This is a genomic window from Marinifilum flexuosum, from assembly GCF_003610555.1.
GTDB lineage: Bacteria > Bacteroidota > Bacteroidia > Bacteroidales > Marinifilaceae > Marinifilum > Marinifilum flexuosum.
The window spans coordinates 70404-97316 of sequence record NZ_RAPQ01000008.1 but is presented as its reverse complement, the minus strand read 5'-3'; the positions used below and the strand labels follow the sequence as shown (position 1 = coordinate 97316).

General features: G+C 34.2%; 21 protein-coding genes. 2 read left to right on the top strand and 19 right to left on the bottom strand.

Translation table 11 applies throughout. The features are described from left to right. Nucleotides 1-106: 106 nt before the first annotated feature. The 3 genes from polA to BXY64_RS00460 all read right to left on the bottom strand — a co-directional run bounded on the left by polA (nucleotide 107) and on the right by BXY64_RS00460 (nucleotide 3837). Nucleotides 107-2881, bottom strand: coding sequence for a DNA polymerase I (gene polA / locus BXY64_RS00470; protein WP_120238041.1), 2775 nt, complete (start codon nucleotides 2879-2881; stop codon nucleotides 107-109). A gap of 164 nt (nucleotides 2882-3045) precedes the next feature. Continuing rightward, the gene (locus BXY64_RS00465) at nucleotides 3046-3495 is read right to left on the bottom strand and encodes a 6-pyruvoyl trahydropterin synthase family protein (RefSeq protein WP_120238040.1); all 450 of its coding nucleotides are present in this window, start codon (nucleotides 3493-3495) and stop codon (nucleotides 3046-3048) included. A 42-nt stretch (nucleotides 3496-3537) separates the two neighbouring features. After that, nucleotides 3538-3837, bottom strand: coding sequence for an ArsR/SmtB family transcription factor (locus BXY64_RS00460; protein WP_120238039.1), 300 nt, complete (start codon nucleotides 3835-3837; stop codon nucleotides 3538-3540). Between the two features lie 203 nt (nucleotides 3838-4040). Between BXY64_RS00460 and BXY64_RS00455 the strand changes: the two genes are divergently transcribed. Beyond that, nucleotides 4041-5027, top strand: coding sequence for a polyprenyl synthetase family protein (locus BXY64_RS00455; protein ID WP_120238038.1), 987 nt, complete (start codon nucleotides 4041-4043; stop codon nucleotides 5025-5027). Here BXY64_RS00455 and BXY64_RS00450 read toward each other — a convergent pair whose 3' ends face one another. The 4 genes from BXY64_RS00450 to dtd all read right to left on the bottom strand — a co-directional run bounded on the left by BXY64_RS00450 (nucleotide 5028) and on the right by dtd (nucleotide 8911). Continuing rightward, nucleotides 5028-6935 carry a PAS domain-containing protein gene (locus BXY64_RS00450; protein ID WP_120238037.1) on the bottom strand — a complete coding sequence of 636 codons (1908 nt, stop codon included), beginning with the start codon at nucleotides 6933-6935 and terminating at the stop codon, nucleotides 5028-5030. It abuts the gene before it with no gap. Between the two features lie 129 nt (nucleotides 6936-7064). Then, entirely contained in the window at nucleotides 7065-7964 is a 900-nt protein-coding gene (gene deoC, locus BXY64_RS00445) for a deoxyribose-phosphate aldolase (protein ID WP_120238036.1), read from the bottom strand. 152 nt (nucleotides 7965-8116) lie between these two features. Further along, a complete protein-coding gene (locus BXY64_RS00440) occupies nucleotides 8117-8458 on the bottom strand; it encodes a nucleotide pyrophosphohydrolase (protein WP_120238035.1) in 342 nt (113 codons plus the stop codon). Further along, nucleotides 8459-8911 carry a D-aminoacyl-tRNA deacylase gene (gene dtd, locus BXY64_RS00435; protein WP_120238034.1) on the bottom strand — a complete coding sequence of 151 codons (453 nt, stop codon included), beginning with the start codon at nucleotides 8909-8911 and terminating at the stop codon, nucleotides 8459-8461. A 181-nt stretch (nucleotides 8912-9092) separates the two neighbouring features. Between dtd and BXY64_RS00430 the strand changes: the two genes are divergently transcribed. After that, nucleotides 9093-10076: a lipoate--protein ligase gene (locus BXY64_RS00430; RefSeq protein ID WP_120238033.1), complete on the top strand. Its 984-nt coding sequence runs from the start codon at nucleotides 9093-9095 to the stop codon at nucleotides 10074-10076. A 70-nt stretch (nucleotides 10077-10146) separates the two neighbouring features. Here the strand turns inward: BXY64_RS00430 and uvrC are convergent, their stop codons facing one another. From uvrC to BXY64_RS00370, 12 genes are all read right to left on the bottom strand, one after another. Beyond that, nucleotides 10147-11949 (bottom strand): excinuclease ABC subunit UvrC, encoded by a 1803-nt coding sequence (uvrC, locus tag BXY64_RS00425; protein WP_120238032.1) that lies wholly within the window; start codon nucleotides 11947-11949, stop codon nucleotides 10147-10149. Between the two features lie 21 nt (nucleotides 11950-11970). After that, nucleotides 11971-13614, bottom strand: a complete 1644-nt coding sequence (gene ade, locus BXY64_RS00420) for an adenine deaminase (protein ID WP_120238031.1) — start codon at nucleotides 13612-13614, stop codon at nucleotides 11971-11973. Between the two features lie 134 nt (nucleotides 13615-13748). Further along, complete coding sequence (gene mnmG, locus BXY64_RS00415) at nucleotides 13749-15626, bottom strand: tRNA uridine-5-carboxymethylaminomethyl(34) synthesis enzyme MnmG (protein ID WP_120238030.1); 1878 nt, start codon at nucleotides 15624-15626, stop codon at nucleotides 13749-13751. 150 nt (nucleotides 15627-15776) lie between these two features. Continuing rightward, nucleotides 15777-16202 carry an rRNA maturation RNase YbeY gene (ybeY, locus tag BXY64_RS00410; protein ID WP_120238029.1) on the bottom strand — a complete coding sequence of 142 codons (426 nt, stop codon included), beginning with the start codon at nucleotides 16200-16202 and terminating at the stop codon, nucleotides 15777-15779. Next, nucleotides 16203-16610: an ATP-binding protein gene (locus BXY64_RS00405; RefSeq protein WP_245996561.1), complete on the bottom strand. Its 408-nt coding sequence runs from the start codon at nucleotides 16608-16610 to the stop codon at nucleotides 16203-16205. Next, nucleotides 16603-19899 carry a DUF4175 family protein gene (locus tag BXY64_RS00400; protein WP_120238028.1) on the bottom strand — a complete coding sequence of 1099 codons (3297 nt, stop codon included), beginning with the start codon at nucleotides 19897-19899 and terminating at the stop codon, nucleotides 16603-16605. Before BXY64_RS00400 ends, BXY64_RS00405 begins: the two co-directional genes overlap by 8 nt. Before the next feature lie 23 nt (nucleotides 19900-19922). Next, the gene (locus tag BXY64_RS00395; RefSeq protein WP_120238027.1) at nucleotides 19923-21149 is read right to left on the bottom strand and encodes a murein hydrolase activator EnvC family protein; all 1227 of its coding nucleotides are present in this window, start codon (nucleotides 21147-21149) and stop codon (nucleotides 19923-19925) included. A gap of 8 nt (nucleotides 21150-21157) precedes the next feature. Beyond that, a complete protein-coding gene (locus BXY64_RS00390) occupies nucleotides 21158-22024 on the bottom strand; it encodes a DUF4292 domain-containing protein (RefSeq protein ID WP_120238026.1) in 867 nt (288 codons plus the stop codon). Further along, on the bottom strand, nucleotides 22014-23786 hold the full coding sequence (locus tag BXY64_RS00385; protein WP_120238025.1) for a tetratricopeptide repeat protein: 1773 nt from the start codon (nucleotides 23784-23786) through the stop codon (nucleotides 22014-22016). The genes BXY64_RS00390 and BXY64_RS00385 overlap by 11 nt, the downstream gene beginning before the upstream one ends. A 7-nt stretch (nucleotides 23787-23793) precedes the next feature. Next, nucleotides 23794-24798 (bottom strand): sugar phosphate nucleotidyltransferase, encoded by a 1005-nt coding sequence (locus tag BXY64_RS00380; protein ID WP_120238024.1) that lies wholly within the window; start codon nucleotides 24796-24798, stop codon nucleotides 23794-23796. A gap of 93 nt (nucleotides 24799-24891) precedes the next feature. Continuing rightward, the gene (gene dut / locus BXY64_RS00375) at nucleotides 24892-25326 is read right to left on the bottom strand and encodes a dUTP diphosphatase (RefSeq protein WP_120238023.1); all 435 of its coding nucleotides are present in this window, start codon (nucleotides 25324-25326) and stop codon (nucleotides 24892-24894) included. 108 nt (nucleotides 25327-25434) lie between these two features. Next, a complete protein-coding gene (locus BXY64_RS00370) occupies nucleotides 25435-26910 on the bottom strand; it encodes an oligosaccharide flippase family protein (protein ID WP_120238022.1) in 1476 nt (491 codons plus the stop codon). Nucleotides 26911-26913 lie beyond the last annotated feature (3 nt).

The window sequence follows — 26913 nt, the reverse complement described above, 5'->3', positions numbered from 1 at the left end:
ATAAATATACCAATTATTACATTATCATTTACCATTAAGATCAAAAAAACGCCGAACAAAGAATTCAATCTCCATTCGGCATTTGTAATATTTTATAACTGATGATTTAGTGTGCTTGCAACCAGTTCTCTCCTACCCCCATATCAACGGTAAGAGGTACCGAAAGCTGCACTGCATTCTCCATTTCTTCGCGAAGGATTACCTTCATTTGTTCCAATTCAGATTTCACACAATCAAAGTTCAATTCATCATGTACCTGAATGATCATTTTTGATTGCATTCCCTCCTTTTTCATGCGTTTGTCGATGTTGATCATTGCAATTTTGATAACATCGGCTGCAGAGCCTTGAATTGGCGCATTAATGGCATTTCTTTCGGCCACTCCGCGTACAATCGCATTGCTCGAATTGATATCCTTCAAGTATCTTCTACGTCCCATCAAAGTCTCCACATATTCATCCTCGCGGGCTTTTTCGATACTGGCATCCATAAAGGCTTTTACCTCAGGATAAGATTCAAAGTATCCGTCTTTAAGCTCTTTTCCCTCTTTTCTTGAGATATCCAGGCGTTCGGCCAATCCCCATGCTGAAATACCGTATATGATACCAAAATTAGCGGTTTTCGCACGAGATCGCATGTCTTTGCTAACCTCCTCAATTGGGAGCTTGTAAATTTTTGCGGCTGTTGCCTGGTGGAAATCTGCAGCATGATTAAAGGCATCAATCATGTTCTGATCCTTGCTCATATGTGCCATCAAACGCAATTCTACCTGCGAGTAATCGGCAGAAAGGAATATGTGCTCATCCGTTGAAGGAACAAATGCCTTACGGATATACCTTCCCTGCTCTGTTCGAATAGGAATGTTCTGCAGGTTTGGATTGGTAGAACTCAATCGACCCGTTGCGGCTTCTGCCTGATTGAATGATGTATGAATTTTTCCTGATGCCTGGTTAATATAGGTTGGCAAAGCTTCCACATAGGTCGAAATCAACTTTTTCAGCGATCTGAAATCCAAAATCTTTTGAATGATTTCATGCTTGCCTTTAAGTTTGGCTAGTACAGCTTCAGAAGTTGAGTACTGTCCTGACTTGGTTTTCTTGGCTTTGCTATCCAATTCCATTTTTTCGAACAAGACCTCTCCCAACTGTTTTGGCGATGCTACATTGAATTCAACACCTGCCATTTCTTTGATTTCAGCCTCTATCCCATTTACCTCTTCGTTCAGTACTTTGGCGTAATCATTTAAAGTTGGAACGTCAAGCGATACACCATTGAATTCCATGTCGGCCAAAATGCTCATTAGAGGCATTTCTACCTCATTAAACAACTTGATTAGGCCATTGTCCTCCATTTGCTTTTCAAGCTCCGATTTAAGCTCTAAACCCAGTACAACTTCTTCGCAATACCGATCATGTTTGACTGGTTCAGGTTCCATCATCAAACTCAGTTGAGCTTTTTTGCCTTTCCCCTTCACCTCTTCCTGAATTACATTGTAATTCAAAACAGAATTTGCCACAAAAGAGAATTCATGCTTCAATTCTGGTTGAATCAGGTAATGTGCAATCATCGTATCAAAAATTGGAGCTTTTACTTCACAGCCCAACCAACGAAGTGCTAAAATGTCTTTTTTGCAATCGTGACCAATTTTGATGATTTTCTCATCTTCAAAAATATATTTGAATTCTTGAGCAATTTTTTTTGCTTCTTCCAAATTTTCCGGAAATGGAACAAAAAAAGACTTGTCGCTCTTAAAAGAGAAGCACATGCCTCTCAATTTTGAAGTGTTTGGATCGGAATCAGACAAAATTGTTCTAAAAACAAACTCTTTTTGAACGCACAATTCTGCCTTTAAATCAGCCCTTACCTGCTCGTTATCAAGCATAAAAAACTTAGAATTCAAAGTATTTATGTCTCTGAGAATGATTTCTTTTTCTTCTGTCGAATCACTGTCCGTAGATTTCTCATTCTGAGAGTCGAAAAGTTCAGTTTGATTTTTAAACACTCTTTCAGCAAGCGTAAAAAATTCCAATTCTTTAAAAATGGCTCTCAATTTGGCTTCGTCGAAATCTATCAACTTAAATTTCTCTTCATCGAAATCTATAGGAGCATTCAATGCAATTGTTGCCAACTCTCTCGAAAATCGAACCTGCTCTTCTGAAGCTACAATTTTTTCTTTCTGCTTTCCTTTTAACTGATCGGTATTCTCATAGAGTCCATCTATTGATTTATACAATCCAATCAATTTTTGTGCAGTCTTTGGTCCAATACCAGGACAACCAGGAATATTATCTGCCGAATCACCCATTAACCCCAAATAATCGATAATCTGATCTGCAGTTTCTACTCCAAAGTTTTCTTGAACTTCAGGCAATCCCCATACTTCTACTTCTTTTCCCGATCGTTTAGGTTTGTACATGAAAATGTTTTCACTCACCAACTGTGCATAATCCTTATCGGGAGTCATCATGTAAACCGAAAACCCTTCCTTTTCAGCTTTCTTAGCCAAAGTTCCAATAACGTCGTCTGCTTCAAAACCTTCCACATCCAATTCAGGAATATTAAAACCTTGAATAATGCTTTTGATGTAAGGGATTGATTTACGAAGATCCTCAGGCATTGGCGGACGCTGCGCTTTGTACTCTTTGAACATCTCGTGACGGAAAGTTGGTCCCACAGGATCAAAAACAACCGCAATATGCGATGGTTTCTCTTTTTCCAATACTTCGAGTAAGGTATTGGTAAATCCCAACATGGCAGAAGAATTAATGCCTGTTGAAGTAAATCTTGGGTTTTTTATAAATGCGTAATACGATCTGTATATCAAGGCAAAAGCATCTAATAAAAATAGCTTTTTGCCAGAATTGCTAGCTGATGAGTGCATAAAAATTGTATGTATTTAATGTATCCAAACAAAAATACAAGATAATACTGCTATCGCAATTATCAATGAGTAATTATTAATGAATAATTACAGGATGGATTGAAAATTAGGAGCAATAAAAAAGCCCGAATATCTAATTCGGGCTCATCCTATATTTTTAAACCTTATTGATTGTCGGAAGCATACCACTCTGCAAATGAAGTTGCCGTTTCGTGCAGTTTCAATGAATGAAGCTCAACTCCCTTTGGTAGTCTTGCTTTAATTCTTTCTGCAAAATCCGCAATCATATTTTCACAGGTTGGTTGATAATCCATTACAAAAAATCGATCGAACATCTGTGGGATATTTAATTGATCGATATTCGGAGTATCCTTACTAAGAACCAATGCATGATCCAACTGATCAACAACTTCCTCTGATACTATTCCCTTCAATTCTCCAAAATCCATTACCATTCCCAATTTAGGATTTGTCTTATCGGTAATGGGTTCTCCAATTACCGTAACAAATAAAATGTAAGAATGACCATGAATGTTTTTACACAATCCATCGTAGTTCCATAAGGCATGTGCCATTTCAAATCGGAACTCTTTTGTTAATCTAATCTTTGTCATTGTTTATATAATAAAAAAACCGGTTTTATCCGGTTTTAAGTCTTATCCATGTGTGCAATTGCTGATACAATCAACAATATTACTCAAACTACAGTGCTTTAAGAAATAATAAGTGTTTTTTCCCTCTCGTTTTGATGAAAGAACACCTTTATCTTTTAAAATTCCCAAATGATGAGAAGTTGTAGATTGTTCTATTTTTAGTAATTCATGAATTTCAGTCACCGTCAGCTTCTTACCATCTTCCAGATAACCCAAAATTGCAATTCTCATTGGATGGGCGATTGCTTTTAGCATATTAGCCGCCTGCTCCAGTTTTTCAGGTTCTAATTCTTTAATTTTCATACACTAAGATTAATCACGTAAATTATCAAATGCAAATATATAAATATATTCGTGAATGAGTGCTACAATCATATTGAAATATTTAAATTTCTCGTTTTGTATATAATTTATTTGTAGTCTTAATAAAAACGAGATATTTGTATCTGAAAATTTAGATCCAGCAAGACTTCCATGAGAAGTTTAAATTATTAACTTTGGTTTCTATGAGTTTGAAAAAAAGCAGTATTAGTATTATAAAAGCTCCTATTGAAAAGGAAATGAAACAGTTTGATTCTTACTTTAAGGAATCGATGAAAAGCAAAGTTCGCTTACTGGATATTATCAATAATTATATTATTAAACGTAAAGGTAAGGAAGTAAGACCTATACTTACCTTTCTTAGTGCCAAGTTGCTTGGTGATATTCAAGAATCGACTTACGTTGCCGCTGCTTTAACTCAATTACTACATACTGCTACACTTATTCATGATGATGTTGTTGACGAAGCTTACGAAAGAAGAGGTTTTTTCTCTATTAATGCACTTTGGAAATCAAAAGCTGCGGTTTTAGTTGGTGATTTCTTGCTTTCAAAAGGATTGCTAGTTGCACTGGAGAATAAGGAATATGATCAGCTACAAGTTGTTTCGGATGCTGTTAGAGAAATGAGTGAAGGTGAACTTTTACAGCTTGAAAAATCGCGTAAGCTAGACATTACTGAAGATGTTTACTTTGATATCATTTACAAGAAAACTGCAAGCTTAATAGCCTCGTGTACTCAACTGGGTGCTTTATCGGTTGGCGCTACTAAAGATCAGCAAGAAAAACTAAAGAAATTTGGTGAATACCTAGGAGTTGCCTTCCAAATGAAGGATGATTTGTTCGATTACGAAAAGCAAGGCAATATTGGGAAACCAACAGGTAATGATATCAAAGAAAAGAAACTCACTCTCCCATTGATATATGTACTCAGAAATGTTTCTGATAAGGAACGCAAATGGGCTCTTAAAATCATTAAAAAACATAACAAAGATACTGAAAAAGTTAATGAGTTAATTCAGTTTGTAAAGGAAAAAGGTGGTATCGACTATACTCGAGATAAAATGCTGGAATATAAACAGAAATCCTTAGAAATTCTATCTGATTTTTCTGAATCCGAAGCCAATACATCATTGCAGGAACTGGTTGAATACACCATCTCAAGAACTGCATAATTAGGTAGCTTTAGGCAAACTAAAAGTGAACTTGCTCCCTACAGCTACCTCACTTTTTACTGTAATGTTTCCACCATTTTTTTCTATAAACTCTTTACAAAGTATTAGTCCTAATCCTGTTCCTGATTCATCTTTTGTTCCCAATCGGGTATAATTGGTGTCAATTCTGAATAGTTTTTGCTGATTTTCAGGACTAATTCCTATTCCATTATCCTGAACACTACAAATTACCTGGTCCTTATTCTCAGTAATTTGAATCTTTACATTACCGTCTATTTCGGTAAACTTTAACGCATTCGAAATCAGATTGCGGATAACGGTTTCAAGCATATACTTATCCGACAAAACATTAGCTTGAACACCATCCACTTCAATGGAAATATTTTTACCCTCAGCTACTGCCCTATGAAGCAGTAGATTTGAATCAAGGAGATCTCGCAGCTGAATGCTCTCAGGTTTTAATTTGATTGCACCTGTTTGTGCTCTTGACCATTCCAAAAGGTTTTTCAAAAGATTGTATTCCTGCTTTACCGAAGAATCAATTAGTTCGATCATTTCAGAAAGCTGTTCCCTTTGCATATCAATATGATTCTCCTTTAAAATGTGTACGATAGGTAACATCGCATTAAAAGGGTTTTTCAAATCATGCGCGATAATTGAAAAGAACTTATCTTTTGTTTTCACTGCCTCTTCCAGTGCTTTTTCATTCAATTTACGAGCGGTAATGTCTCTGGCAACGGCCAAAATCGTTTCTGTTTGACCTTTTTCATCAAACTCAGGAATTAACTGCCAATCAAAATATTTATCTTCCCCATCGATCTGAATTGAAAACTCGACAGCTTTTAACTTCGAACTTTGAAAAACTTTGTTCATTTCTTCTTCCCAAAACTTACACATGTGTTCTGGAAAACCAAGTTCTTCGTGTGTTTTTCCTATAAATTCTTCAGGATCAATATTCAAAAGAGTTTTTGTTGCAGAATTAACAAACAAATGCTTGTAGTTTTTATCGAATCGCATTATAAGATCCGGTGCATTCTCCACTAAAGTTCTAAATCGCTTTTCACTTATTTTCAAATCTTCTTCTGCTTTTCTCCTCTTTTCTAAATTACGTAGAGAAACGAAAAATAACCTCTGCCCTTGCAAAGGAATCAAGGTTGCACTTACTTCAACAGGAATTCTTTCTCTTGTTTTACAAATTAATTCAGTTTCAAATAATAAATGATCCTTATCCTTCATATGCTCCTGACGGCTGTCAATTTTCATAGAATAACGTGGATCATCAATATCAATTAAGGATAATCTTTTAAACTCCTCCTGGCTATAACCCAATAAAATTGGCAATTTGGAGCCGAAATCCAAAATATTACCATGGGAATCATGAATTAAAAATGCATCTCCAGCTGATTCGAAAATGTTTTTAAAAAACTCTTCTCTTTGCCCTACTTTATCTACTAGTTGATAATAACCACTAATATCCTTACTTTCGATAACCAAACGCTCAACAAATCCCTCTTCATTTAGAATTGGGCTAACCGTTTTCTCCTCAAACTTAATGGCATTATTAAATTCGTATGATTTTAAAAAACGATTTGCGCTTCTTGAACTAATAACCTCATTAACAATACACTCCCTACACTCTTTATCTAAATCGTAAAATACTTTGTAGCACTTATCTCCTATAATTTCATTCCTTTTTTTACCTAGTTGACTTAAACGATTTTTGTTTACTTCTATAAGGGTAAAGTCCGAATCAATTACAGACAAATACTCTTGCGTTTGGCTTTTTGCATTTCTTAATAAATGTTTTACCAAACCAGATTTTGCTCCAAACGATTGTTTTACAGCTTTTAACTCAGCTTCAAGCTCTTTTATTCTTAATAGCAGATGTTCTGTAGATTCTTTGTACATCGAGTTAAAAATTAACAGCAGGGTTATTTATATTATCAATATTTTTTCTGAAGTTAAATATTTTTTTTGCATTTAACGAAAAAAGTCGGAAAATTTTTCCGACCCTTTCTTAAAATTATATTCACAATATTAAAAATATGTGATTGTCTTTTCTTCTCCTGTTTCTATTTTATGAATCTCGGTAAGAAGATTATTTGCTAAACTTGAGGCACCAATTCTTAAGTACTCATTGTTCAACCACTTCTCTCCCAAATTTCTATTAGAAATTGAGTAAAATTCAATGGCATCTTTTGCTGTTGAAATTCCACCTGCAGGTTTAAATCCAACCATTCTGCCAGTTTTCTCATGATATTCCGCAATTGCCTGAGTCATGATATGAGCAGCTTCTAAAGTTGCATTAACAGGAACTTTACCTGTTGATGTTTTAATGAAATCTGCACCAGCTTCCATTGCTAAAATTGAAGCCGTTCTAATATTCGTTGCTGTTTTTAACTCGCCAGTTTCTAGAATCACTTTCAAGTGTCCTTTTCCACAAGCTTCTTTTTGAGCTACAATCTCATTGAATACTGTTTGATAATCACCAGCAAGGAATGCTCCAATCGAAATAACGATATCAATTTCGTCTGCTCCTTTTTCAACAGCCATTTTGCATTCTAATGCCTTAACTTCAATGTATGATTGAGAAGATGGGAAAACACCGGCCACAGAAGCAATATTTACTCCTTCTGCTTTTAAGTTTTCATTTAATGTTGGAACCTGGTATGGATATACACAGATGGCAGCAACATTTGGCATGTCAAAATCATTCCGGAAGTTATTTACATTATCAGCAAAACTTTTGGCTCTTTCGTGTGTATCGGTAGAATTTAAAGTTGTAAGATCGATTAACGAAAAGTTCTTCTTTAAATTCTCTACACTGTACAATGAATCATAATCAGAAGCAATAATCTCTTTAACTTGATTTGCTACTTCTTGATCGTTCAATTCTAAATTGTACGTTTTCAAGATCTCTAAAATGTTTTTCTTCATTTTTTGACGTTTCAAAAATGTAATTAATTAAATTTTAACCGGTTGCGAATATTTTCGCTGATTTTTCCATTTCGTACTTTTCAGTACTCTTCGTGAAGCTACAAAACTAAATAAAAAAACAGTTCTTTGTGCCTGATTTTGATCTTATTTCATTAATCAGTAGAAAGTTTCGTATTTTCCTTGTGCCGATTCGCATCTCGATTGGTTTTCTTCTCGAGGTTTTTAATTAATGCTTTATTCAAATCAACACCAGTTTGATTGGCTAAACAGATCAAAACCCAAAGTACATCTGCCATTTCATCAGCCAAATCGATTTCCTTGTCCTTTTCTTTGAACGATTGCTCTCCATATTTCCTCGATATGATTCTGGCAACTTCGCCTACTTCTTCGGTAAGAATAGCCATATTGGTAAGCTCATTAAAATAGCGAACACCATATTCCTTAATCCAGTCATCCACTCTTTTTTGGGCTTCTTTAATCGTTAAGTTATCCATCTATTCTTTGTTTTTGGTATCTATTAATATCGTAACTGGTCCATCGTTCACCAAAGCAACTTCCATATGGGCACCAAATTTTCCTGTCTCTACATTTGCCCCAGATTCATTTTTTAATTTTTCCACAAAGTACTCATATAAAGGGACTGAAATATCAGGTTTTGCAGCTGCTATGTATGATGGCCTATTCCCTTTTTTGGTCTTAGCATGCAATGTAAATTGACTAACCGTTAATATGTTGCCTTTTACATCAAGTAAAGATTTGTTCATTACACCCTCTTCATCATCAAAAATTCTGAGATTACATATCTTTTTACTCAACCAATCAGCATCTTCCTTCTTGTCTTCATTCTCAATTCCAACCAAAATCATCAGACCTTCATTAATTTTACCAACAACTTCGTTTTCAACTGTTACAGAGGCTTTACTTACTCGTTGTATTACAACACGCATAACTAAATTTTTTTTAAGATATTTTAAACTATAATCGTTTTTAAAGATAAGTTACTCCAATTAAGATCGATTGATGAAATCGATGACATGTTCAAAAAAAATAACTTATTAAAACTGAGTCTAAATTAAGACATTTCACAAATATTAATCATATTTGTGTTAGAAAAACAAAATCAAAATCATGAATTATTTCATTAGCAATTCAAACAATCCATATTACAATCTTGCCTGTGAAGAATATCTTCTTAAAAACTACGATGAAGATTTCTTTTTCCTATACATTAATCAAGATTCTCTGGTGGTTGGAAAACATCAGAACACACTTGCAGAGATTAATCTTGATCGTGTAAATGAAGAAAATATTCCTGTTGTTCGTCGTTTATCAGGAGGAGGAACCGTTTATCATGACTTTGGTAATCTAAACTATTGCCTGATCAAAAAAGGAGAAAAAGGAAAGTTAGTCGATTTTAAAGGCTACAGTTCGCCAATTATTCAAGTATTGCAAAAACTTGGTGTAAATGCAAAATTCGAAGGAAAAAGTGATTTAACCATTGATGGAAAAAAATTTTCGGGAAATGCATCCCATGTGTACAAGAACAAAGTTTTACAACATGGCACAATGCTTTTTTCAAGCGATTTAAAGCGTTTAAACCATCTATTAAAGGTAAATCCATTGAAGTTTAAAGATAGAGGCGTTAGGTCCATTAGAAGTCGTGTAACGAATATATCAGAATATCTATCCTCTCCCATTTCTATATCAGATTTTGCAGATAAAGTCATTCGTGAATTTGGCCTTACTTATCCCAATTCAAATAAATTTACTTTTTCAGATGAAGACATTAATGCCATTGAAAATTTAAAAACAGATAAATTCGAAAGTTGGGAATGGAATTTTGGATATTCTCCAAATTACAGGTTCGAGAAAATTTGCAATTATCCTTCAGGTAAAATTTTAGAAATCGAAATGCAGATCGAAAAAGGTGTCATTACCGAGATCGATATTTCGGGCAATTGCATTAAAAACGAAGATTTTAATCTATTTCTTGAAAAAATCAAAGGATCTAATCATACTAATTCATTGATTTACAACAAACTTAACGATATGTATTTAGACTTATACTTTAATAAAATAAGCTCTAAAGAGTTATATCAATTGTTTTTCTAAATGCTTTTATTCTTGTAAATGTCTGAAAAGGAGTAAATTACAGCCAATAATTCTATTTAAATGAATTATTCTAATTAAAATATTTCCAAACACTTAAGGCTTTTGAACTTCCTATTTCTTCTGATATTTCATTTAAAGTAGCCTTCTTCACATTATCAACAGACTTAAACCTTTGAATTAACTTTTGAACAGTCTTTGGACCGATTCCATCAATTTTATCCAATTCGGAACCGATAAATGCTTTAGAGCGCTTTTGTCTATGGAAAGTTATTGCAAATCGATGCGATTCATTTCTTAAATATTGAATGATTTTTAATGTTTCAGAATTCTTATCTAAGTATAATGGATAAGGATCACCTGGAAAATAAATCTCTTCTAATTTCTTCGCGATACCAATGACAGATATTTTACCTCTTAAATCTAATTTGCCTAAACTATTTAGAGCTGCGCCCAACTGCCCTTTACCTCCATCGATAACTATTAGCTGAGGTAATGTCTGATTTTCGTCTAACAATCTCTTATACCTACGGTAAATGATTTCTTCCATGGAGGCAAAATCATTTGCACCAACCACGGTTTTAATATTAAAGTGTCGATAATCCTTTTTATACGGTCTGCCATTTCGAAATACAACACAGGAAGCAACCGGATTTGTTCCTTGTATATTTGAATTATCGAAACATTCAATGTGAATCGGTTGATCTTTCAATCTCAAATCGGTTTTCATTCTTTCCATAATTCGATCCGAATTGGATTGCTTTCTTGATTTCTCACCCTGTTTTAACTTCTCGAGACGGTAATATTTGACATTTCGTAAAGATAAGTCCAGTAATTTTCGTTTGTCACCGCGTTGTGGAATCAAGCATTTTACTCCAGTATAAGGCAAATCTATTTCGAAAGGCACCAAGATCTCCTTGGCTGTGCTATATATCTTTTGTCGAATTTCAGTAATTGCCATAAGTAATAAATCCTCTTTACTCTCCTCTATTTTCTTTTTTAACTCAATTGTGTGTGCCTGAATAATTGCTCCATTTACCACTTTTAAGAAGTTAACGTAGGCCGATTCTTCATCCTCTAAAATAGAATAGACATCAACATTATTAATTGATGGGTTTACTATAGTAGATTTGCTTTGATATTTATCTAAGAGTTCAAGTTTTTCTTTAATAGAATGTGCTTCTTCAAACCTATACTCCACTACTAAGTCTGTCATCTTTTCTTTAAGATGAGACGTAACCATTCTAATATTTCCTTTGAGTATATTCCTTATTGCTTGAATTGTCTCGTTGTATTCTTCCTGGTTGATTTTACCTTCACATGGTGCCTTACAATTACCAATATGATATTCTAAACAAAGCTTAAATTTTCCATTTAAAATCCCTTCCGAATTCAAACTTAAATTACATGTTCGAAGCTTGTACAAAGATCGAATCATATCCATAAGCGTTCTTACCATCTTTACACTTGTATATGGACCAAAGTACTCCGATCCATCTTTTACAAGGTTTCTTGTTACAAACACACGTGGGAAATTCTCCTTCTTAATACATATCCAGGGAAAAGATTTATCATCTTTCAATAATACATTATACCTTGGTTGATGCTTTTTAATAAGGTTATTCTCCAATAGCAATGCATCCTCTTCCGAGTTCACAACAATATGTCGTATCTCAGAAATCTTTCGGACCATGATATTGGTTTTAGCATTATCATGAACCTTGTTAAAGTAAGAGGCTACTCTTCGTTTTAACCTCTTGGCTTTTCCTACATATATAATGGTACTATTCTCATCGAAGAATTGATACACGCCTGGTTCTTCAGGTAAAGCTGAAATCAGCGACTTTAAATGGTCAATGTTTTTGTTTTTAATCATCGAATCAGAAAGAGAGAATTACTATTCGTTGGCAAATAAATCTACCACTTTAAATTGGTCTACATCAAACAAACCTTTATCGGATAACTTCAATTTTGGAATAACCAGAAGTGACATAAAAGCAAGTGTCATAAATGGCGATTCAAAATCGGAACCCAATTCTGATGCAAATTCAGACAATCCTGAGTATTCTTGTATAAGTTTACTCCCGGTTTTATTAGACATTAAGCCTGCCACTTCAAGCTTCACAAATTTACTCTTACTGTTACTAACTGCAACAATTCCCCCCTTTAAATCAATTAAGGTATTTATGGCATACATCAACTCTTCATCACTAGTTCCAATGGCAATAATATTATGACTGTCATGAGCTATACTTTCCGCAATGGCACCTTTTTTAAAACCAAAACCTTTAACGAAACCTACAACTGGTTTCCCATTGTCATACCTACTCATGACAACCATTTTTAAAAGATCATTTTCTACATCAGCAACAAGATTTGAATTCTCTATTTTAGGATCACATAAGATAGAATCTGTGATTAAATCTCCATCCTTAGCAACCATTACTTTTATTTTACCATTCTTAGGGGCGACAGAAATTTCAGTTAGACTAATAGGTTTACGACTAAAATTATTCAATAGAATTTCGTTGTGAACCTCAAAAGAAGGATTGCCATTTTTTAATATGCACTTCCCTTTTCGATATGCCTCCATTACCGAGAATTGTTCAAGGTTATCCACCACAATGAAATCGGCGGAATCCCCAATTTGAAGTAATCCTAAATCCAAACCATAGTGGTGGATTGGATTGTAACTTGCAGCTCGAAGTAAATTAAAAATATCATATCCCTTATTCAGCCCTTTCTTAATTAAGTAATCGATATGACCATTTTCCGCCATATCATCCGGATGAAGATCATCTGTACACAACATCACCTTATCAGGATGCGATTCGAGTAAAAAGCATAACGAATCAAAATCTCTTGCAGCACTCCCCTCTCTAATTTGAATCATCATACCTAAAGCAATTTTCTCTAATGCTTCCTCAATGGTTGAACATTCATGATCCGCTGAAATTCCTGCAGCAACATATTTTTTCAGATCTGTACCTTTTAAACCTGGTGCATGACCATCTATCTTTTTTCCTAACTTTTTACAGGCTACTATTTTTTTGAGCACTTCAAGATCTTCCTCTACAACTCCTACAAAATCCATCACCTCTGCCAGGCAAACTACCTCTTCTCTTTTGAGCAAACTTTCCACAATATTACTATCTAAAACAAAACCCGAGGTTTCATGTTTTGTTGCCGGAACACAAGAAGGAACTCCGAATTTAATTTCAAGAGGAACCTTTTTTGCATCATTAATCATGAAGTCTACGCCTATTTCGCCCAATACATTTGCAATTTCGTGAGGATCGGTAACCAAGCCTAAGGTTCCACACTTTACCGCTTCGGCTGCAAATCGGCTTGGAATTAACAAAGAGCTTTCGATGTGCATATGAGAATCGACCAATCCTGGTACAATATATCGATTGGGAACATCTTGTTTTGGAACAATTGATTTAATGTATCCATCAACTACTTCAATTTCACCTTGAATTATTTCTCGTGAAATTACATCTACAATTTTACCCGATATTTTAAATTTTTGATCTTTCATGATAGAGATTTTAAGAGCATAAATACACTTACAAAAAGGCCCGAAACTTTCCCTTTGTTTACAACAAGGAGATCGATTTCGGGCGTTTTAAGGAGTAAACTTTTTAAAAATACTCCTTGGTTCCACGTGGAACATTATCGTCCCATAAGCACCAAAAGAACGTTTATATCACTTGGTGAGACACCCGAAATACGTGATGCCTGTCCTATTGTTTGAGGCTGAATCTTATCCAATTTTTGTCTGGCTTCGGTAGATAAAGATTGTAATGTCATATAATCAAATCTACCTTTTATATCGATATTTTCCAAACGCGTAAGCTTGTCAGCTATTAGTTTTTCTCTATCGATATATCCGCTATACTTTATTAAAACCTCAGCTGCTTCGATAATTTCATCTTTACGATTTGGAATTTCATCTACCATTTCTTTTAATGGTGTTACATCTTCAATAAGATCTTGAATACCTACTTGAGGACGCAAAATAATATCATATAATTTGACTCCTTGTTTCAGAGGACTCGTTCCTAATTTTTCCAATACCGGATTTAAGAATTTTGGTTTACAACTAAACTCTTTACAAAATTGAAACAATTTGTCTCTGTACAGAATCTTCTCTTCAAGTAGATCCATTCTTTCCTGATCAGCCAAACCTAAATCAAATGCTTTTGAAGTTAAGCGGACATCTGCATCATCTTGGCGAAGTAAAATTCTATATTCTGCTCGAGATGTAAACATTCGATATGGTTCATCTACCCCTTTTGTAACCAAATCATCAATTAAAACTCCAATGTAAGCTTCATCCCTTTTAAGGGTAAATTCTGGCTTAGCTTGAACCGATAAAGCTGCATTAATACCTGCCATCATTCCTTGAGCACCGGCTTCTTCATATCCTGTAGTTCCATTAATTTGACCTGCAAAATACAGTTTTGAGATAATTTTGGTTTCTAAAGTATGGAACAATTGAGTTGGAGCAAAGTAATCATACTCTATTGCATACCCAGGACGATACATCTTTACATTCTCCAATCCCGGAACTTTTTGAAGTGCTTTTAATTGAACATCCCAAGGTAAACTTGATGAAAATCCATTAATATAATATTCATGCGTATGCTCCCCTTCTGGTTCCAAGAATAACAAATGTTCATTCTTTTCAGCAAAGGTTGAAAGTTTAGATTCAATACTTGGACAATATCTTGGACCTGTACTTTGAATGGTACCATTATACATTGGAGAATCTTCGAACCCTTCCCTTAAATTATCATGAACTTCAGGATTTGTATAAGTAATATAACAAGGTCTCTGGCGAAGCGTTTTCTCTACATGATTATTAAGGTAAGAAAATTGATAAAAACCTTCTTCACCCCCCTGCTCTCTCATTACAGAAAAATCAATGGTTCTTCCGTCTAATCGGGCTGGCGTACCAGTTTTCATTCTTCCTACTTCAAATCCAAAAGACTTTAATTGTTCACTAATACCAAATGATGCTGGTTCTGCAGATCGGCCTCCTGTTTCTTGCTTTCGTCCAATATGCATTAATCCATTCAGAAAAGTTCCATTGGTCAATACAACAGTTTCAGAAAGTATATCAATTCCTAGTTTGGTTTTTACACCCTTTACAACACCATCTTCAACAATAATTCCAACTACAGCATCCTGCCACATGTCTAAATTGTCAGTATTTTCAACAATTTTGCGCCATTCTGCTGAAAAAATCATTCTATCACATTGTGCTCTTGGACTCCACATTGCTGGTCCTTTCGATCTATTCAACATTCTAAATTGAATCGAAGAACGATCTGTAACAATACCGGTATATCCGCCTAATGCGTCAAGTTCTCGAACAATTTGACCTTTCGCAATTCCACCTATTGCCGGATTACAAGACATTTGGGCAATCTTGTTCATGTCCATTGTTATTAAAAGAACAGATGAACCAAGATTAGCTGCAGCTGTTGCTGCTTCACATCCGGCATGTCCAGCCCCTACTACTATTACATCATATTTAGGCAACATACTATTATAAGATATTTGTATTCTTTATTCCTTATTTACCTACAAAGATAAACAAATTAAACTAATCCACTGAATATCAAAACACTAGAAAACAGCAGCGTTTTCTAACATCTTGTAATCCAGCAAAATAAATTAAAAAATTTCACAAATTTAAATAATCTTGGAAAGTAATGCTAATGATTCATCCTCCTTTTGTGTCATGATCGCCTGATCTTCATCAGTTTTATCATCAATACCTAACAAATGCAGTATACCATGAATAATAACACGATGGAGTTCGTCTAAATACTCACACTTGTACTCTTCCGCATTATCACGTACTGTATCAACACTTATAAAAAGATCTCCCGAGATAATATTAGCTACGGTGTAATCGAAGGTTATTATATCTGTATAATAATCGTGATTAAGGTGTTCACGATTCATTTCCAACAGGTAATCATCGGAGCAAAAGTAATAATTTACCTCTCCTATTTCGCCGCCATTATTAACGACAACGCGACTGACCCAATCGCTAATGCGTTTTTGATCAATCGCGGGAATTTCTGTTTCACACGAATTATATGTAATCAACATCTATGCAAATCTAAATTTCATATCAACTAATGCGCCATTTTCGCAAAATTCAATATCATCAGCTAAATGATTCATAAGAAAAATACCTCTACCATGAGTTTTTTCAATATTTTCAGGTAAAGTTGGATCAGGAATATTTTCAAAATCAAAGCCAGATCCTTCATCTTCAACAATAAACTGAATGGCTTCTTCATTGATGTTGTACTCAACTTTTACGTTTTTTGAGACATCTAATCTATTACCATGAAGAATGGCATTATTAACAGCTTCAATAATGGCAACTGAAATCTTACCGTAAATTTCAGAGCTTAAATTGTAGGAAGATGAAATATCATCTATTAATCTTTCAACCCTACTTATGTTTTCTAGTTCAGATGGAAATACCAACAAGTTATCAGATTTAGTCATTATTAAGTTTTATCATATAATCCAAGTACAACTTATTATAATAGTCGAACAATTTTACATTTGAGTCATAGAATACTCCTTCAAAATCTGTTCGTACTCTTTTATACTCAAATATTTCTCTAGGGTTACTCAATTTTAAAATATTTCCTGAATTACTTTCTCGTTTTTTATCAAAATCTTTTTCTCTATGGGCATTTTCAGCTTCTAATAATTTTGAAAAAATACGATTTTGGCGTAAAATCATATTCGAATTTATCGAAAAATTAGAAATGTCCGACTCCATTTGGTCAAGCATTTTGGTTACTTCACGTAAGATTTTCTCACTTTCGTTTCCAAGACCTCCATTTTGAAGCATTTCTTGCAAATTTTGACGATACATTTCTTGTTGCTGTAGAAATTTGCCCAACTTCTCTTTGGACTCTTTTCCCGACTTTCCTTTTTTCATATCAGAAATTAATTCCTCCAGCATTTTTTTTAGCGATTTTTGATCAGATTTCAAATCTAAAAAAGATGGTTGTCCACCTTTCTTATCTCCCATTTGATCTCCAGGCATAGCATTTGCCATTTGCTCCATCATCTGTTTCAAGGCTTCCGACAAAAATACACTTAACTCATTAACGTCAGTTAAAACTTTTTGTTGCGCTGTAGCTGCTTGTATTTTTCTTCTCTCACTTGCTTCAGTAATGACTTTTTCCAACTCGTTTTCGATATTGAATATTCTATTACCAATTAATGAGGCAACCTGAGGTGACCTGGTTGATAAGGTGATTAAAGAATCTTGTATAAGAGCATATTCTTCTTTTAGATCACCTTGTTTTTCAATCATTTTAACATACTTTGGATTTAAATATCCAATTCTTTTAAAGCTCTTTAAAACCTCTTCTTGCTGAAAAGAAAATTCAATCAAATTATTCATCAATCGAATTAAATTTCCAATATCAGCAGTCATTTGCGCTGAAGTACTATTGGCAATATTATCATTCAGTTTTTGAGCAAAACTCCTCTGTTTGGAAGAGGTATTTTTCATATTCTTTGCCCCTTTACCAAATTTATTGTTCTCAAAAAATTGATTTGATTCTTGTATCATTTCATCAATTTCATCCTGAAGATCATTTAAATCTCCATCGAAATCATATGGTTTCTGAATAGAGGAATTTTTATCAAGAACATCTTTTAAATCTTCTTTTAATTCATTCCACTTTTCCTCTCCCAACTTCTGATCTTGCCTTATTTTTTCAGCATCTCGTCGATTCTTATCCGCAGATATATCTTGCTGTTCAGCCAATTTATTAATTCGATCTGTCAATTGCTTAACGCGAACTTCAATCTCATATCTTTCAAGCAATTGCAGATTCCTATCCAATTGTTTTTGAAAATCATCAACCGACATTTTTAGCTGATTTCCTAACTTATTGATGTCTTCAGAATTAAGATCTTCGGCTAATTTATTGAACTCATCAAACAAGTTCTGTAGTTCGGGATCCATTATTTTTTCAAGCAAATCTTCTATTTGCTTTTGCTTTTCCATTAAAAGTGGATCATCCATTCTGGCTGAGTTCATCAAACGATTTTTACGCTGATTTTCCTGGATCACCTCTTGCAACAAATTATCTAACTGCTTTTTCTTATTTCCTATCTCATTAAGCAATTGTTCCTGCTGCCATTTCTCTGCCGATCCATCCAATGTGTTTTTTTGCATGCGCAAAATATCCTGTTGAATGGATTCACTTAATTGAATACTCTGGTTAATTTTACTTCCAATGCTATCCTGGACAGCAGAGTTTAAATCATAAAGTTGTTTCGAATTAGGAATGTAATAATTGAATTGTTGTGAACTTACTTTCTTTGCTCCATTAATACCATCATTATCGAAAACTTCGAAATAATATTTTACGTTGCTTCCCTCTTGAAAATTTTCAGATGCAAAATCGAAAGAGAAGAAAAACTCCTGTGCACTTAATTTTCGATTCAAAGATATTGGAATGTAAACCGGAGATAAATTATCTGCTTCGTATACAAATCTCAATTTTGAAAATCCATAATCATCTTTTATCTGACCACGAAAATAATATCCCGATTCGATCAAAGAATCTTGCATACTTGCAATTTTAATTTGTGGATACAAATCAGGAATTACATCGACATTGTATTTTGCATAGGATTCTCTATTAAATTCATTATTACTTAGATAAATTCTATATGAGTTTGGTTTCCTGATTTTTCGTGAAAATTTAAGTCTATTTCCATCTAAAATTACCGGGCTAGGATTCAGTGAATCAGAAAAAATTAATTCTCCTGCACTTGAAAAGTCAGTTTCAAACATCCACTCCAATTCCGAACCCTCTGGTACACTGACATCTCCGATGTTTTTTTCAATCCGCAAAGGCAAATTTGTATAGGCTGGAGATTTTATTGAAATAGAAAAATTTTTAATGCCTGGCTTCGAAATCACTTCAATTTTAAATTCTTCAGAAATTACATTTCCTGATTGTAGTCTAAATTTGATATCTGTGTTGATATTTCGAAATAAATAGGAAAATTCTATCGAATTTTCTTTTTTCATCAAAAACCTCGAATTGTCTGTAAGCAAGTACACTTCACTTGGAATGTACTTCCCTTTGGTGTGAGCTTTTAAGCTAAAATTTGAGCCTTTAACTGCTCTACCAGTCCAATGATCCAACTCAAATGAAAAATCGGCAGGAGGCGTGTATTTTGTACGGTAATTAACAAGTCTTTCCGTACTGTTTGAATACATATCAGGGATTAAAAAATGTACTAAAGCAATTACAGTTGCAATGGCAAAAAGGTACTTTAAATATTTATAATTTGCCTTAAACGAAACTGCTTTTCGGAAAGGAATAATTTTAACCGATTCGATTCTTTGATGGATACTGGCCAAGAGCAAAGAATTCTCATTTTGATTCAATTGTTCGGCTTGCTCCGTTAATTCAAGGGTATTGATTAGTTTGTCCTGAAGATTTGGAAAATGTGTTGAAATAATATCAATTGCTTGTCGATACGAAATTCGTTTTCCAATTTTTAATAATCCAACAATTGGACGAATTAGAAACTGATATCCTAAAACAATAATTAATACAAAAAATAAAAAGATTAATGTCGTTCTAACAGCTACCGATAGGTATAAAAAATATTCGGAAAAAGAAATTAGGAAACAGTAACTTAAAAGCAATACAATACATAGCAGAAATCCACGTAATAGTAAATTTTGGTAGTATTTGCGAATAAAACGATCCAGTTTCGCAATAAAAATATCCCGATTATTTTCCATTACTTATCTTCTACGCAATACAATCAGTTACGATACAACCACTGTGCAGGATTTAATTTGCTACTTCCCTTCCACAATTGGAATTTTAATACTGTCTGGTCTTGTGTATTATCAGTGTAAACTACACCAATTTTTTCTTTTGATTGGACTACATCTCCCTTTTTTACATTCACACTTGCCAAATTTGAATATACCGAGAAAAATTCACCATGGCGGATAATCACAACATTATTTAAACCAGGCATGGAAAGAATGTGAGTAACCTCACCTTTAAACACCGACCTACAATCCGATTTAGCATCTGTAGTAATATTAACACCATCGTTTCTAACAGTAACATGCTTTAAAACCGGGTGTGGATGCTCTCCAAACTTTTCGGAAATAAAACCGGTTTTGGTTGGCCAAGGCAATTTTCCTTTATTCTTATCAAAGGATATGGAAAGTGTTTTGTCCTCTGGAGTAATCGCATATTTTCCTGAAGATTTACTCGATTTTTTGGCCAATCGAGCCTGTCGTTCTATAATTCTTTGAATTTCCTTTTGTAGTTTTTGGGCGTATCTTTTTTGTTTTCTCAAATCATCACGAAGTTGTTTTTCGCGCTTTTTTAACTTCTGAACCAGGGCTGATTGTTGCGATTTTTCGGCAGATAACTTGTTGTTTTCTTCAGTTTTTTGTGCCAAAAGACTAACTTTTTCCGCCTTAACTTTATTTAATTCTATAATTTTTGCCGATAAGGAACCCTTTTTAACTCCAATCGTTTTTCCTTGTTTTCTGCTGTATTCCGAAAATTGTTGCAGGTATTTGTATCGTTTGTAGGCTTGATTAAAATCCTTGGAAGAGAGCAAAAACATTAATTTTTCGTAGGAATTTTTTTGCTTGTGAGCGTAAACAATAACCTTGGCATATTGTTTTTTTAGCTTCTCTAATTCATCTTCCAATTTCGAGATTTCTCTATTCTTTTGGAGAATCTGTTTGCCGATGTAGCTTATTTCATTCTCGATAGAACTTATTAATGATTGTCGTGATCGAATTGTTTGGTTCAATAAATTCAATCGCCCCAAGCTTACTTTCTTGTTTTTTACTGTGCTTTTAATGAGCGTATTTGTGTATGCGATGTCTTTTTCGTTCTGTTCTTTTCGCTTTTTTAATGTCGATATACTTGTCTGCGAAAATCCTTCTATAGATAAAACTATCAGTAGAATAATTATGCACAGCGGAAATTTAAAGAATCTTTTTCTTGAAACGCCCATAATCTATTTTAAGGATATATTCTTTCGTACTTACTTGAAATTTTAAATGAAAATTTCAATTCATCATCGAAAGTAATCTTATTAAATTTAACACTACAAGATAATAAATGTTTCGGATCAACAACCTCGAAACTTAATCGTTGTGGAAATTTACGATCTTCATACATTTTAAAATCCCGGTATTTTACGCTTACATCTCGTAAATCAATAAAATCCTTAACCAAAACATCAGTAATTCTCATTAAAGATGGATCAATATCAACTCTTTGGTATCCAAATCGAGACAGTCTTTTCAACTTATCTTTACGAAGTTTACGATCAACTTTTCTTGATTTTTCAGAGGTGAAAACGTACATATTATCAACAATTCGTCCATTAAAACTACGAATAAAAGATTTTTCTTTTTCCCCATTTGTTGCCTGAAAAACTGAGTTGGTAAGAATTGCCTGAAGCGATTTAAAATTTAAGTCTACATTCAGTTTTTCTTTAAAGAAATCATAGTCATCTATAAAGTATTTCTTTTTCATCCTGTCAATCATCTTAACAGAATCCTGAGTAATCATTAAGCGAGCAACTTCCAGACCTCCAACCGGAGCTGTAATTGAAATCCAAATCAAACTGTCTTTCTGAATTTTAATTGCTCCTTTAAAGCTCTTTTTTACACCATCAACAGTATAATTGGCCGAGTATTTCTTTACGAATAAGGTATTATAATGTAAACTACTGTCAATTAAATTTCTATACAACTTTGCATCCGACATTGGTTTAGCTTTTATTACACCAAGATCGTAAGTTGTTTTACAGGAAAACTGAATAAAAGCCATGATTAAAACCATGGCTCCCAGGTATATTTTTGAATGTAATTTATTCTTCATCTTCTTTTTCTTCAGGAATAGTTCCTGTTTTTACTTTTTCTGCTAAGTATTCCGAACCTTCGCCCAAATCCATTGCTTTCTTCCACTCTTCCATGGCTTTCTCACCTTCTCCCAGTCTGAAAAGAATATCGCCGTAATGTTCTACTTGTACAGCTGAATCATTGCCTCCAAATTGCAAGGCCTTTTCCATGATTTCCTTTGCCTCACTGTATTCTCCCAATCGGTATAAAACCCATGCATGAGTATCTAAATAAGTCGCATTTTCTGCTTCCAATTCAATACATTTTGAACTCATCTTCTTTGCTTTTCCAAGCTGTTCTCCACGAACCGAAAGGTAATAACTGTAATTATTCAATACGATCACGTTATCAGGTTCATACAAGAGAACTTCATCGTAAGCTTTAAATGCCTTTTTAGCATCACCATTTTGGTAATAAGCATCACCCATATAAGTTCTGAACTGAATGCGCAACCTTATATTATCGCCAACATATAGCATCCCTTTTTCGAATGCACTAATAGCAGTATGATAATCGTTCTTTTGAGCTGCTGCTACTCCTTTAAATACATACAACAGAGGTTGACTTGGAAAATATGTTAATGCTTCAGTACTTACTTTTAACATCCCATCAAAATCCAATAGTTCATTATAAATCAGCAATAACTCTTCCCAAACTACATAATTGGATTTTTCCTCTTCCAATACTTTTTCCAGATGGTATTTAGCACCTTCATTGTCTTTTCTTTTTCTTAAAAAGTCGGCATATAATGCATGAACACGAACATGTCCAGGGTGCACTTTTACCAAAGTGTCAAGTAAAGATTTCAAATAATCGTCGGACAATTCAGGTTGATCAGGAGCCATTAGCATGGCAATTAAATACTGTATTTTCTGATCGGCCTGTACCTCTTCTTGCTCAAAAGCCTTTGCCAATGAAGCATTTGCCTTGTCGATTTCACTTTTTTTTCTGTAAAAATCAGCCAGGTAAAAATGAACTAAACCATTATTCGGATCAATTTTCAAAATTTCCTGATACTGTTTAAAGGCTTTTTCCTCTTCGTTATCGGCCAAATATAAATCAGCTAACATTCCATAAAAATCGGCACGATACGGATATTTCTTAATCAACTTTTGCACTTCTGCATAGGCCGATTTCTTATCTCCCATTTTAATGTAAAGTCTTTCTTTTTCAAGAGAAACACCTTCCTGAATTCCTTCTTTTTTTTCTAAGCGATCGTAAACCTTCACTGCTTCTTCAAACTTCTCAACCGAAGCATACAAAGCAGCTTGAAGGTAAAAGAAATCTTTTCTTTCCGGATACATTTCAATCAATTCATCATATACCTTACAAGCATGATCGATCATGCCTTTTTTTTGGTAAATATTTGCCAACTGAATCTGATACCAAAGGTTACGAGGCTGCTGTTCTACCGCACCACGAGCCAATTCAAGAGCACTGTTGTAATTTTCTTTACTTAGATAGATGTTTGCTAACTCGTATCGTACAACAGCACTCGAAGGGTCTATTTTAAGGCAGGAAACATACAAAGAAATTCCTTTTTCTACCTCACCAAGTAAAATGGCTTTGGTAGCCTCGGCAAAAGCGTAGTCGAACTCCAACTTTTGCTGTTCTGTAAGTTTTACTTCTTTTTGAAGCTTATCCTTTTTGGTAGATTTTACACTCTTTGCATGAGAAGGAATACTGCATAAAACACAGCCTCCAACCAAGATTGATAATAACAATTTTCTTCCCGCCTTCATCCTTTATCTATTTTGTAAAGCTCGCAAAGTCGCCAACATTTAACTCAGCAACATCACCCTGAATGTCTACATGATTTCCAATCATAGAATTTTCAAGATTTAAATGCTCCAAGTTCGAATTGCGTTGAACAATTGTATTGCGAATCATTGTATTACTAACTACTGTTCCTGCTCCCACAGATACGTGTGGCCCAACAATAGAGTTTTTTATTACCACATTTTCTCCAATGTAACATGGAGGAATAACAATTGAATTCTCAATATTCGATGAATCACATACCAATTCATCATCTTTATGATATTCAAGAATTCTTTGATTAGTATGAACTGTAGCATCCTTGTTTCCACAATCCATCCACTCGATAACTTGACCTGGTTTAAATACCAAACCTTTATTTTTCATGTTTTCCAACGCGTCGGTTAACTGGTATTCACCATTCACAACCACTTTGTTATCCAACAAGTACTGTAATTCACTTCTTAGGTTTTCACCATCTTTAAAGTAATAGATTCCGATAATTGCTAAATCAGAAACAAACTCCTGAGGTTTTTCAACAAAATCGGTAATTCTATTTTCACCATCAAGTTTAACTACTCCAAATGCCGATGGATCTTCCACTTTCTGTACCCAAATCACACTGTCTGCCTCGGCATCCAGTACAAAATCGGCTTTGAACAATGTATCAGCAAAAGCAACAACAACTTTTCCTGAAAGAGAGTCTGCAGCACAATGAATTGCATGTGCAGTTCCCAAAGCTTCATTTTGGTAATAAATGCTCGACTTTGCGCCAATATTTTCCGCAATCTCGCATAACTGATTCTCAACTTCCTTGCCAAAATCTCCAATAATGAAAGCAATTTCTTCGATGCTCTCATTCGAAACTTTTGCAATTTCTTCAACTAATCGTTGAACAATAGGCTTTCCTGCAATAGGAATTAATGGTTTTGGCACTGTTAAAGTATGAGGACGCATTCGCTTCCCCATTCCTGCCATAGGTACTATAATTTTCATTGCTTTGTAGTAGTAATGTTTAAATTAGCTAAAATTCGGATCAAATTTAAGATTTCGGCTTAAGAATCAATCCGAATTAATATTTTTTAACGATTAAGCTTTTCCTGTGTGACCAAATCCACCAGCACCACGCTCCGATACTTCTAGATCTTCAACCGATTCCCATTGCACCGTTTCGTGCACTGCAATTACCATTTGACAGATTCTATCACCATCGTTAATTTCTACAACCTGATTGGATAAATTTACCAGGATCACACCTATTTCGCCACGATAATCCGCATCGATTGTTCCTGGTGTATTCAAAACTGAAATCCCCTCTTTTAATGCCATTCCACTTCTTGGACGAATTTGAGCTTCGTAACCAGCTGGTAATTCAACAAATAAACCAGTAGGAATCAATTTTCTTTCCAATGATTTAAGAAAAACCGGCTCGCTAAGATTTGCTCTTAAATCCATACCTGCTGATAATTCAGTGCTGTATTTAGGTAAATCGTGTTTCGATTTATTAACGATTTTTACTTTCATGTGCTTTTATTTTGAAGTTTTTACACTCTATTTTATCGATTCGCTAAGATACATTATTCATCTCTCTTATGAAAGATAAATTAATGTTTAAGAAAGTAGGGTTTTTATTTAATTTGAGCGCTTTTTAAGCATTCCCCATAATTGTTCTTTTTGTATTACAAGAGCAATAAAAGCCAATAATAGTGGTGTCTTGGCAAGCATTTTAAGCCATTGATTTTCAATTCTTATTTGAGAACCTACTGCAAAAAGTATCATTGCAAAAATGAAATAAAAAAGGATTCTTTTGATATCGTATGGAACTGGGTAATGTTTTTGTCCCAATAAATAGGAAACAACCATCATTATACCGAAGCAAATAAATACAGCATAAGCAGCTCCCTGATAACCAATTTTAGGAACCAGAATAATATTTAGAACGATGGTAATTACCGATCCAATAATAGCCATAATTGCTCCATATTTTGTTTTATCGCTTAACTTGTACCAAAGAGATAAAGAAAAGAAAACACCAAAGAACAAATTCCCAAGAAGCACATAAGGGACAATGCTTAAGCCCTCATGATAATTCGATTTAATCAGTAGTTTTACAATGTCGATGTAGAACATTACACCTAAGAAAATCAATAAACAGAATAGCGTAAAATACTTCAACACGTCAGCATAAACCTGCTTTGAATTTTCCTGCTTTGCCTGTGCAAAAAAGAAAGGTTCAAATGCATATCTGAATGCTTGTATAAATAAGGTCATGATAACAGCCAACTTGTAATTCGCACCATAAATCCCCGTTTGATACATTGGATCCATAGCTTCTGGAATCAGGTTCGGCATTAACATCTTATCCAAATTTAAATTGATCTGACCACAAACACTTACAATTAATATTGGCCAGGAATAAGCTAAAATCTCCTTAAGTAAGCTAGAGTCCATTTTAAATTTTACAGATTTAAGATCTGGCAATAACAATAGAAAGTTGATCACAGAAGCTACACAATATGCGATAAATATATAGCCTACACCAATATTAGGATTCCATATGGATTCGATTGGAATATTCGGGAATTTTTCATGAATCCAAGGACATAAAACCAAGAAAAACAAGTTAATACCTACATTAACGAATATATTTATCAGCTTAAGTCCCGCATAGCGGAAAGCTCTATTCTGTAGTCTTAGTTTAGCAAACGGCAAGGCTGTTATGGCATCTAAACCCAATGTTGCTGCCAACAATAATATATACTCTTTGTGTTCAGATATTTTTAAATAATCGGCCAATGGATTAAAAAAAACAAAAATCAGTAACCAAAAAACAAGTGTGGATGCACTTAAACTTAAGAATCCTGTCGTAAATGTGATTTCTGCCTTGCCTTCCTTGTTTGCAAAACGGAAATAGCCGGTTTCCATCCCATAGGTAAGAAGCACTAAAAATAAAGCCACATACGACATTAAATTAGCCACAATCCCATACTCATCAGGTGCAAAAATATAGGTGTAGACTGGAAATAATAACCAATTTAAAAATCGACCAACAATGGAGCTTACGCCATAAATGGCTGTTTCGCCAGCAAGTTTCTTAAGAGGATTCAATTT

What these genes read in the sequence shown, in the direction of transcription:
- BXY64_RS00465 (WP_120238040.1), bottom strand. Translation starts at nt 3,495, where the DNA reads ATGACAAAGATTAGATTAACAAAAGAGTTCCGATTTGAAATGGCACAT.
- ybeY (WP_120238029.1), bottom strand. Translation starts at nt 16,202, where the DNA reads ATGTTGATTACATATAATTCGTGTGAAACAGAAATTCCCGCGATTGAT.
- polA (WP_120238041.1), bottom strand. Translation starts at nt 2,881, where the DNA reads ATGCACTCATCAGCTAGCAATTCTGGCAAAAAGCTATTTTTATTAGAT.
- BXY64_RS00460 (WP_120238039.1), bottom strand. Translation starts at nt 3,837, where the DNA reads ATGAAAATTAAAGAATTAGAACCTGAAAAACTGGAGCAGGCGGCTAAT.
- deoC (WP_120238036.1), bottom strand. Translation starts at nt 7,964, where the DNA reads ATGAAGAAAAACATTTTAGAGATCTTGAAAACGTACAATTTAGAATTG.
- BXY64_RS00380 (WP_120238024.1), bottom strand. Translation starts at nt 24,798, where the DNA reads ATGAAAATTATAGTACCTATGGCAGGAATGGGGAAGCGAATGCGTCCT.
- BXY64_RS00440 (WP_120238035.1), bottom strand. Translation starts at nt 8,458, where the DNA reads ATGGATAACTTAACGATTAAAGAAGCCCAAAAAAGAGTGGATGACTGG.
- BXY64_RS00400 (WP_120238028.1), bottom strand. Translation starts at nt 19,899, where the DNA reads ATGGAAAATAATCGGGATATTTTTATTGCGAAACTGGATCGTTTTATT.
- dtd (WP_120238034.1), bottom strand. Translation starts at nt 8,911, where the DNA reads ATGCGTGTTGTAATACAACGAGTAAGTAAAGCCTCTGTAACAGTTGAA.
- BXY64_RS00390 (WP_120238026.1), bottom strand. Translation starts at nt 22,024, where the DNA reads ATGAAGAATAAATTACATTCAAAAATATACCTGGGAGCCATGGTTTTA.
- BXY64_RS00385 (WP_120238025.1), bottom strand. Translation starts at nt 23,786, where the DNA reads ATGAAGGCGGGAAGAAAATTGTTATTATCAATCTTGGTTGGAGGCTGT.
- BXY64_RS00450 (WP_120238037.1), bottom strand. Translation starts at nt 6,935, where the DNA reads ATGTACAAAGAATCTACAGAACATCTGCTATTAAGAATAAAAGAGCTT.
- uvrC (WP_120238032.1), bottom strand. Translation starts at nt 11,949, where the DNA reads ATGATTAAAAACAAAAACATTGACCATTTAAAGTCGCTGATTTCAGCT.
- BXY64_RS00405 (WP_245996561.1), bottom strand. Translation starts at nt 16,610, where the DNA reads ATGACTAAATCTGATAACTTGTTGGTATTTCCATCTGAACTAGAAAAC.
- BXY64_RS00455 (WP_120238038.1), top strand. Translation starts at nt 4,041, where the DNA reads ATGAGTTTGAAAAAAAGCAGTATTAGTATTATAAAAGCTCCTATTGAA.
- ade (WP_120238031.1), bottom strand. Translation starts at nt 13,614, where the DNA reads ATGAAAGATCAAAAATTTAAAATATCGGGTAAAATTGTAGATGTAATT.
- BXY64_RS00430 (WP_120238033.1), top strand. Translation starts at nt 9,093, where the DNA reads ATGAATTATTTCATTAGCAATTCAAACAATCCATATTACAATCTTGCC.
- mnmG (WP_120238030.1), bottom strand. Translation starts at nt 15,626, where the DNA reads ATGTTGCCTAAATATGATGTAATAGTAGTAGGGGCTGGACATGCCGGA.
- BXY64_RS00395 (WP_120238027.1), bottom strand. Translation starts at nt 21,149, where the DNA reads ATGGGCGTTTCAAGAAAAAGATTCTTTAAATTTCCGCTGTGCATAATT.
- dut (WP_120238023.1), bottom strand. Translation starts at nt 25,326, where the DNA reads ATGAAAGTAAAAATCGTTAATAAATCGAAACACGATTTACCTAAATAC.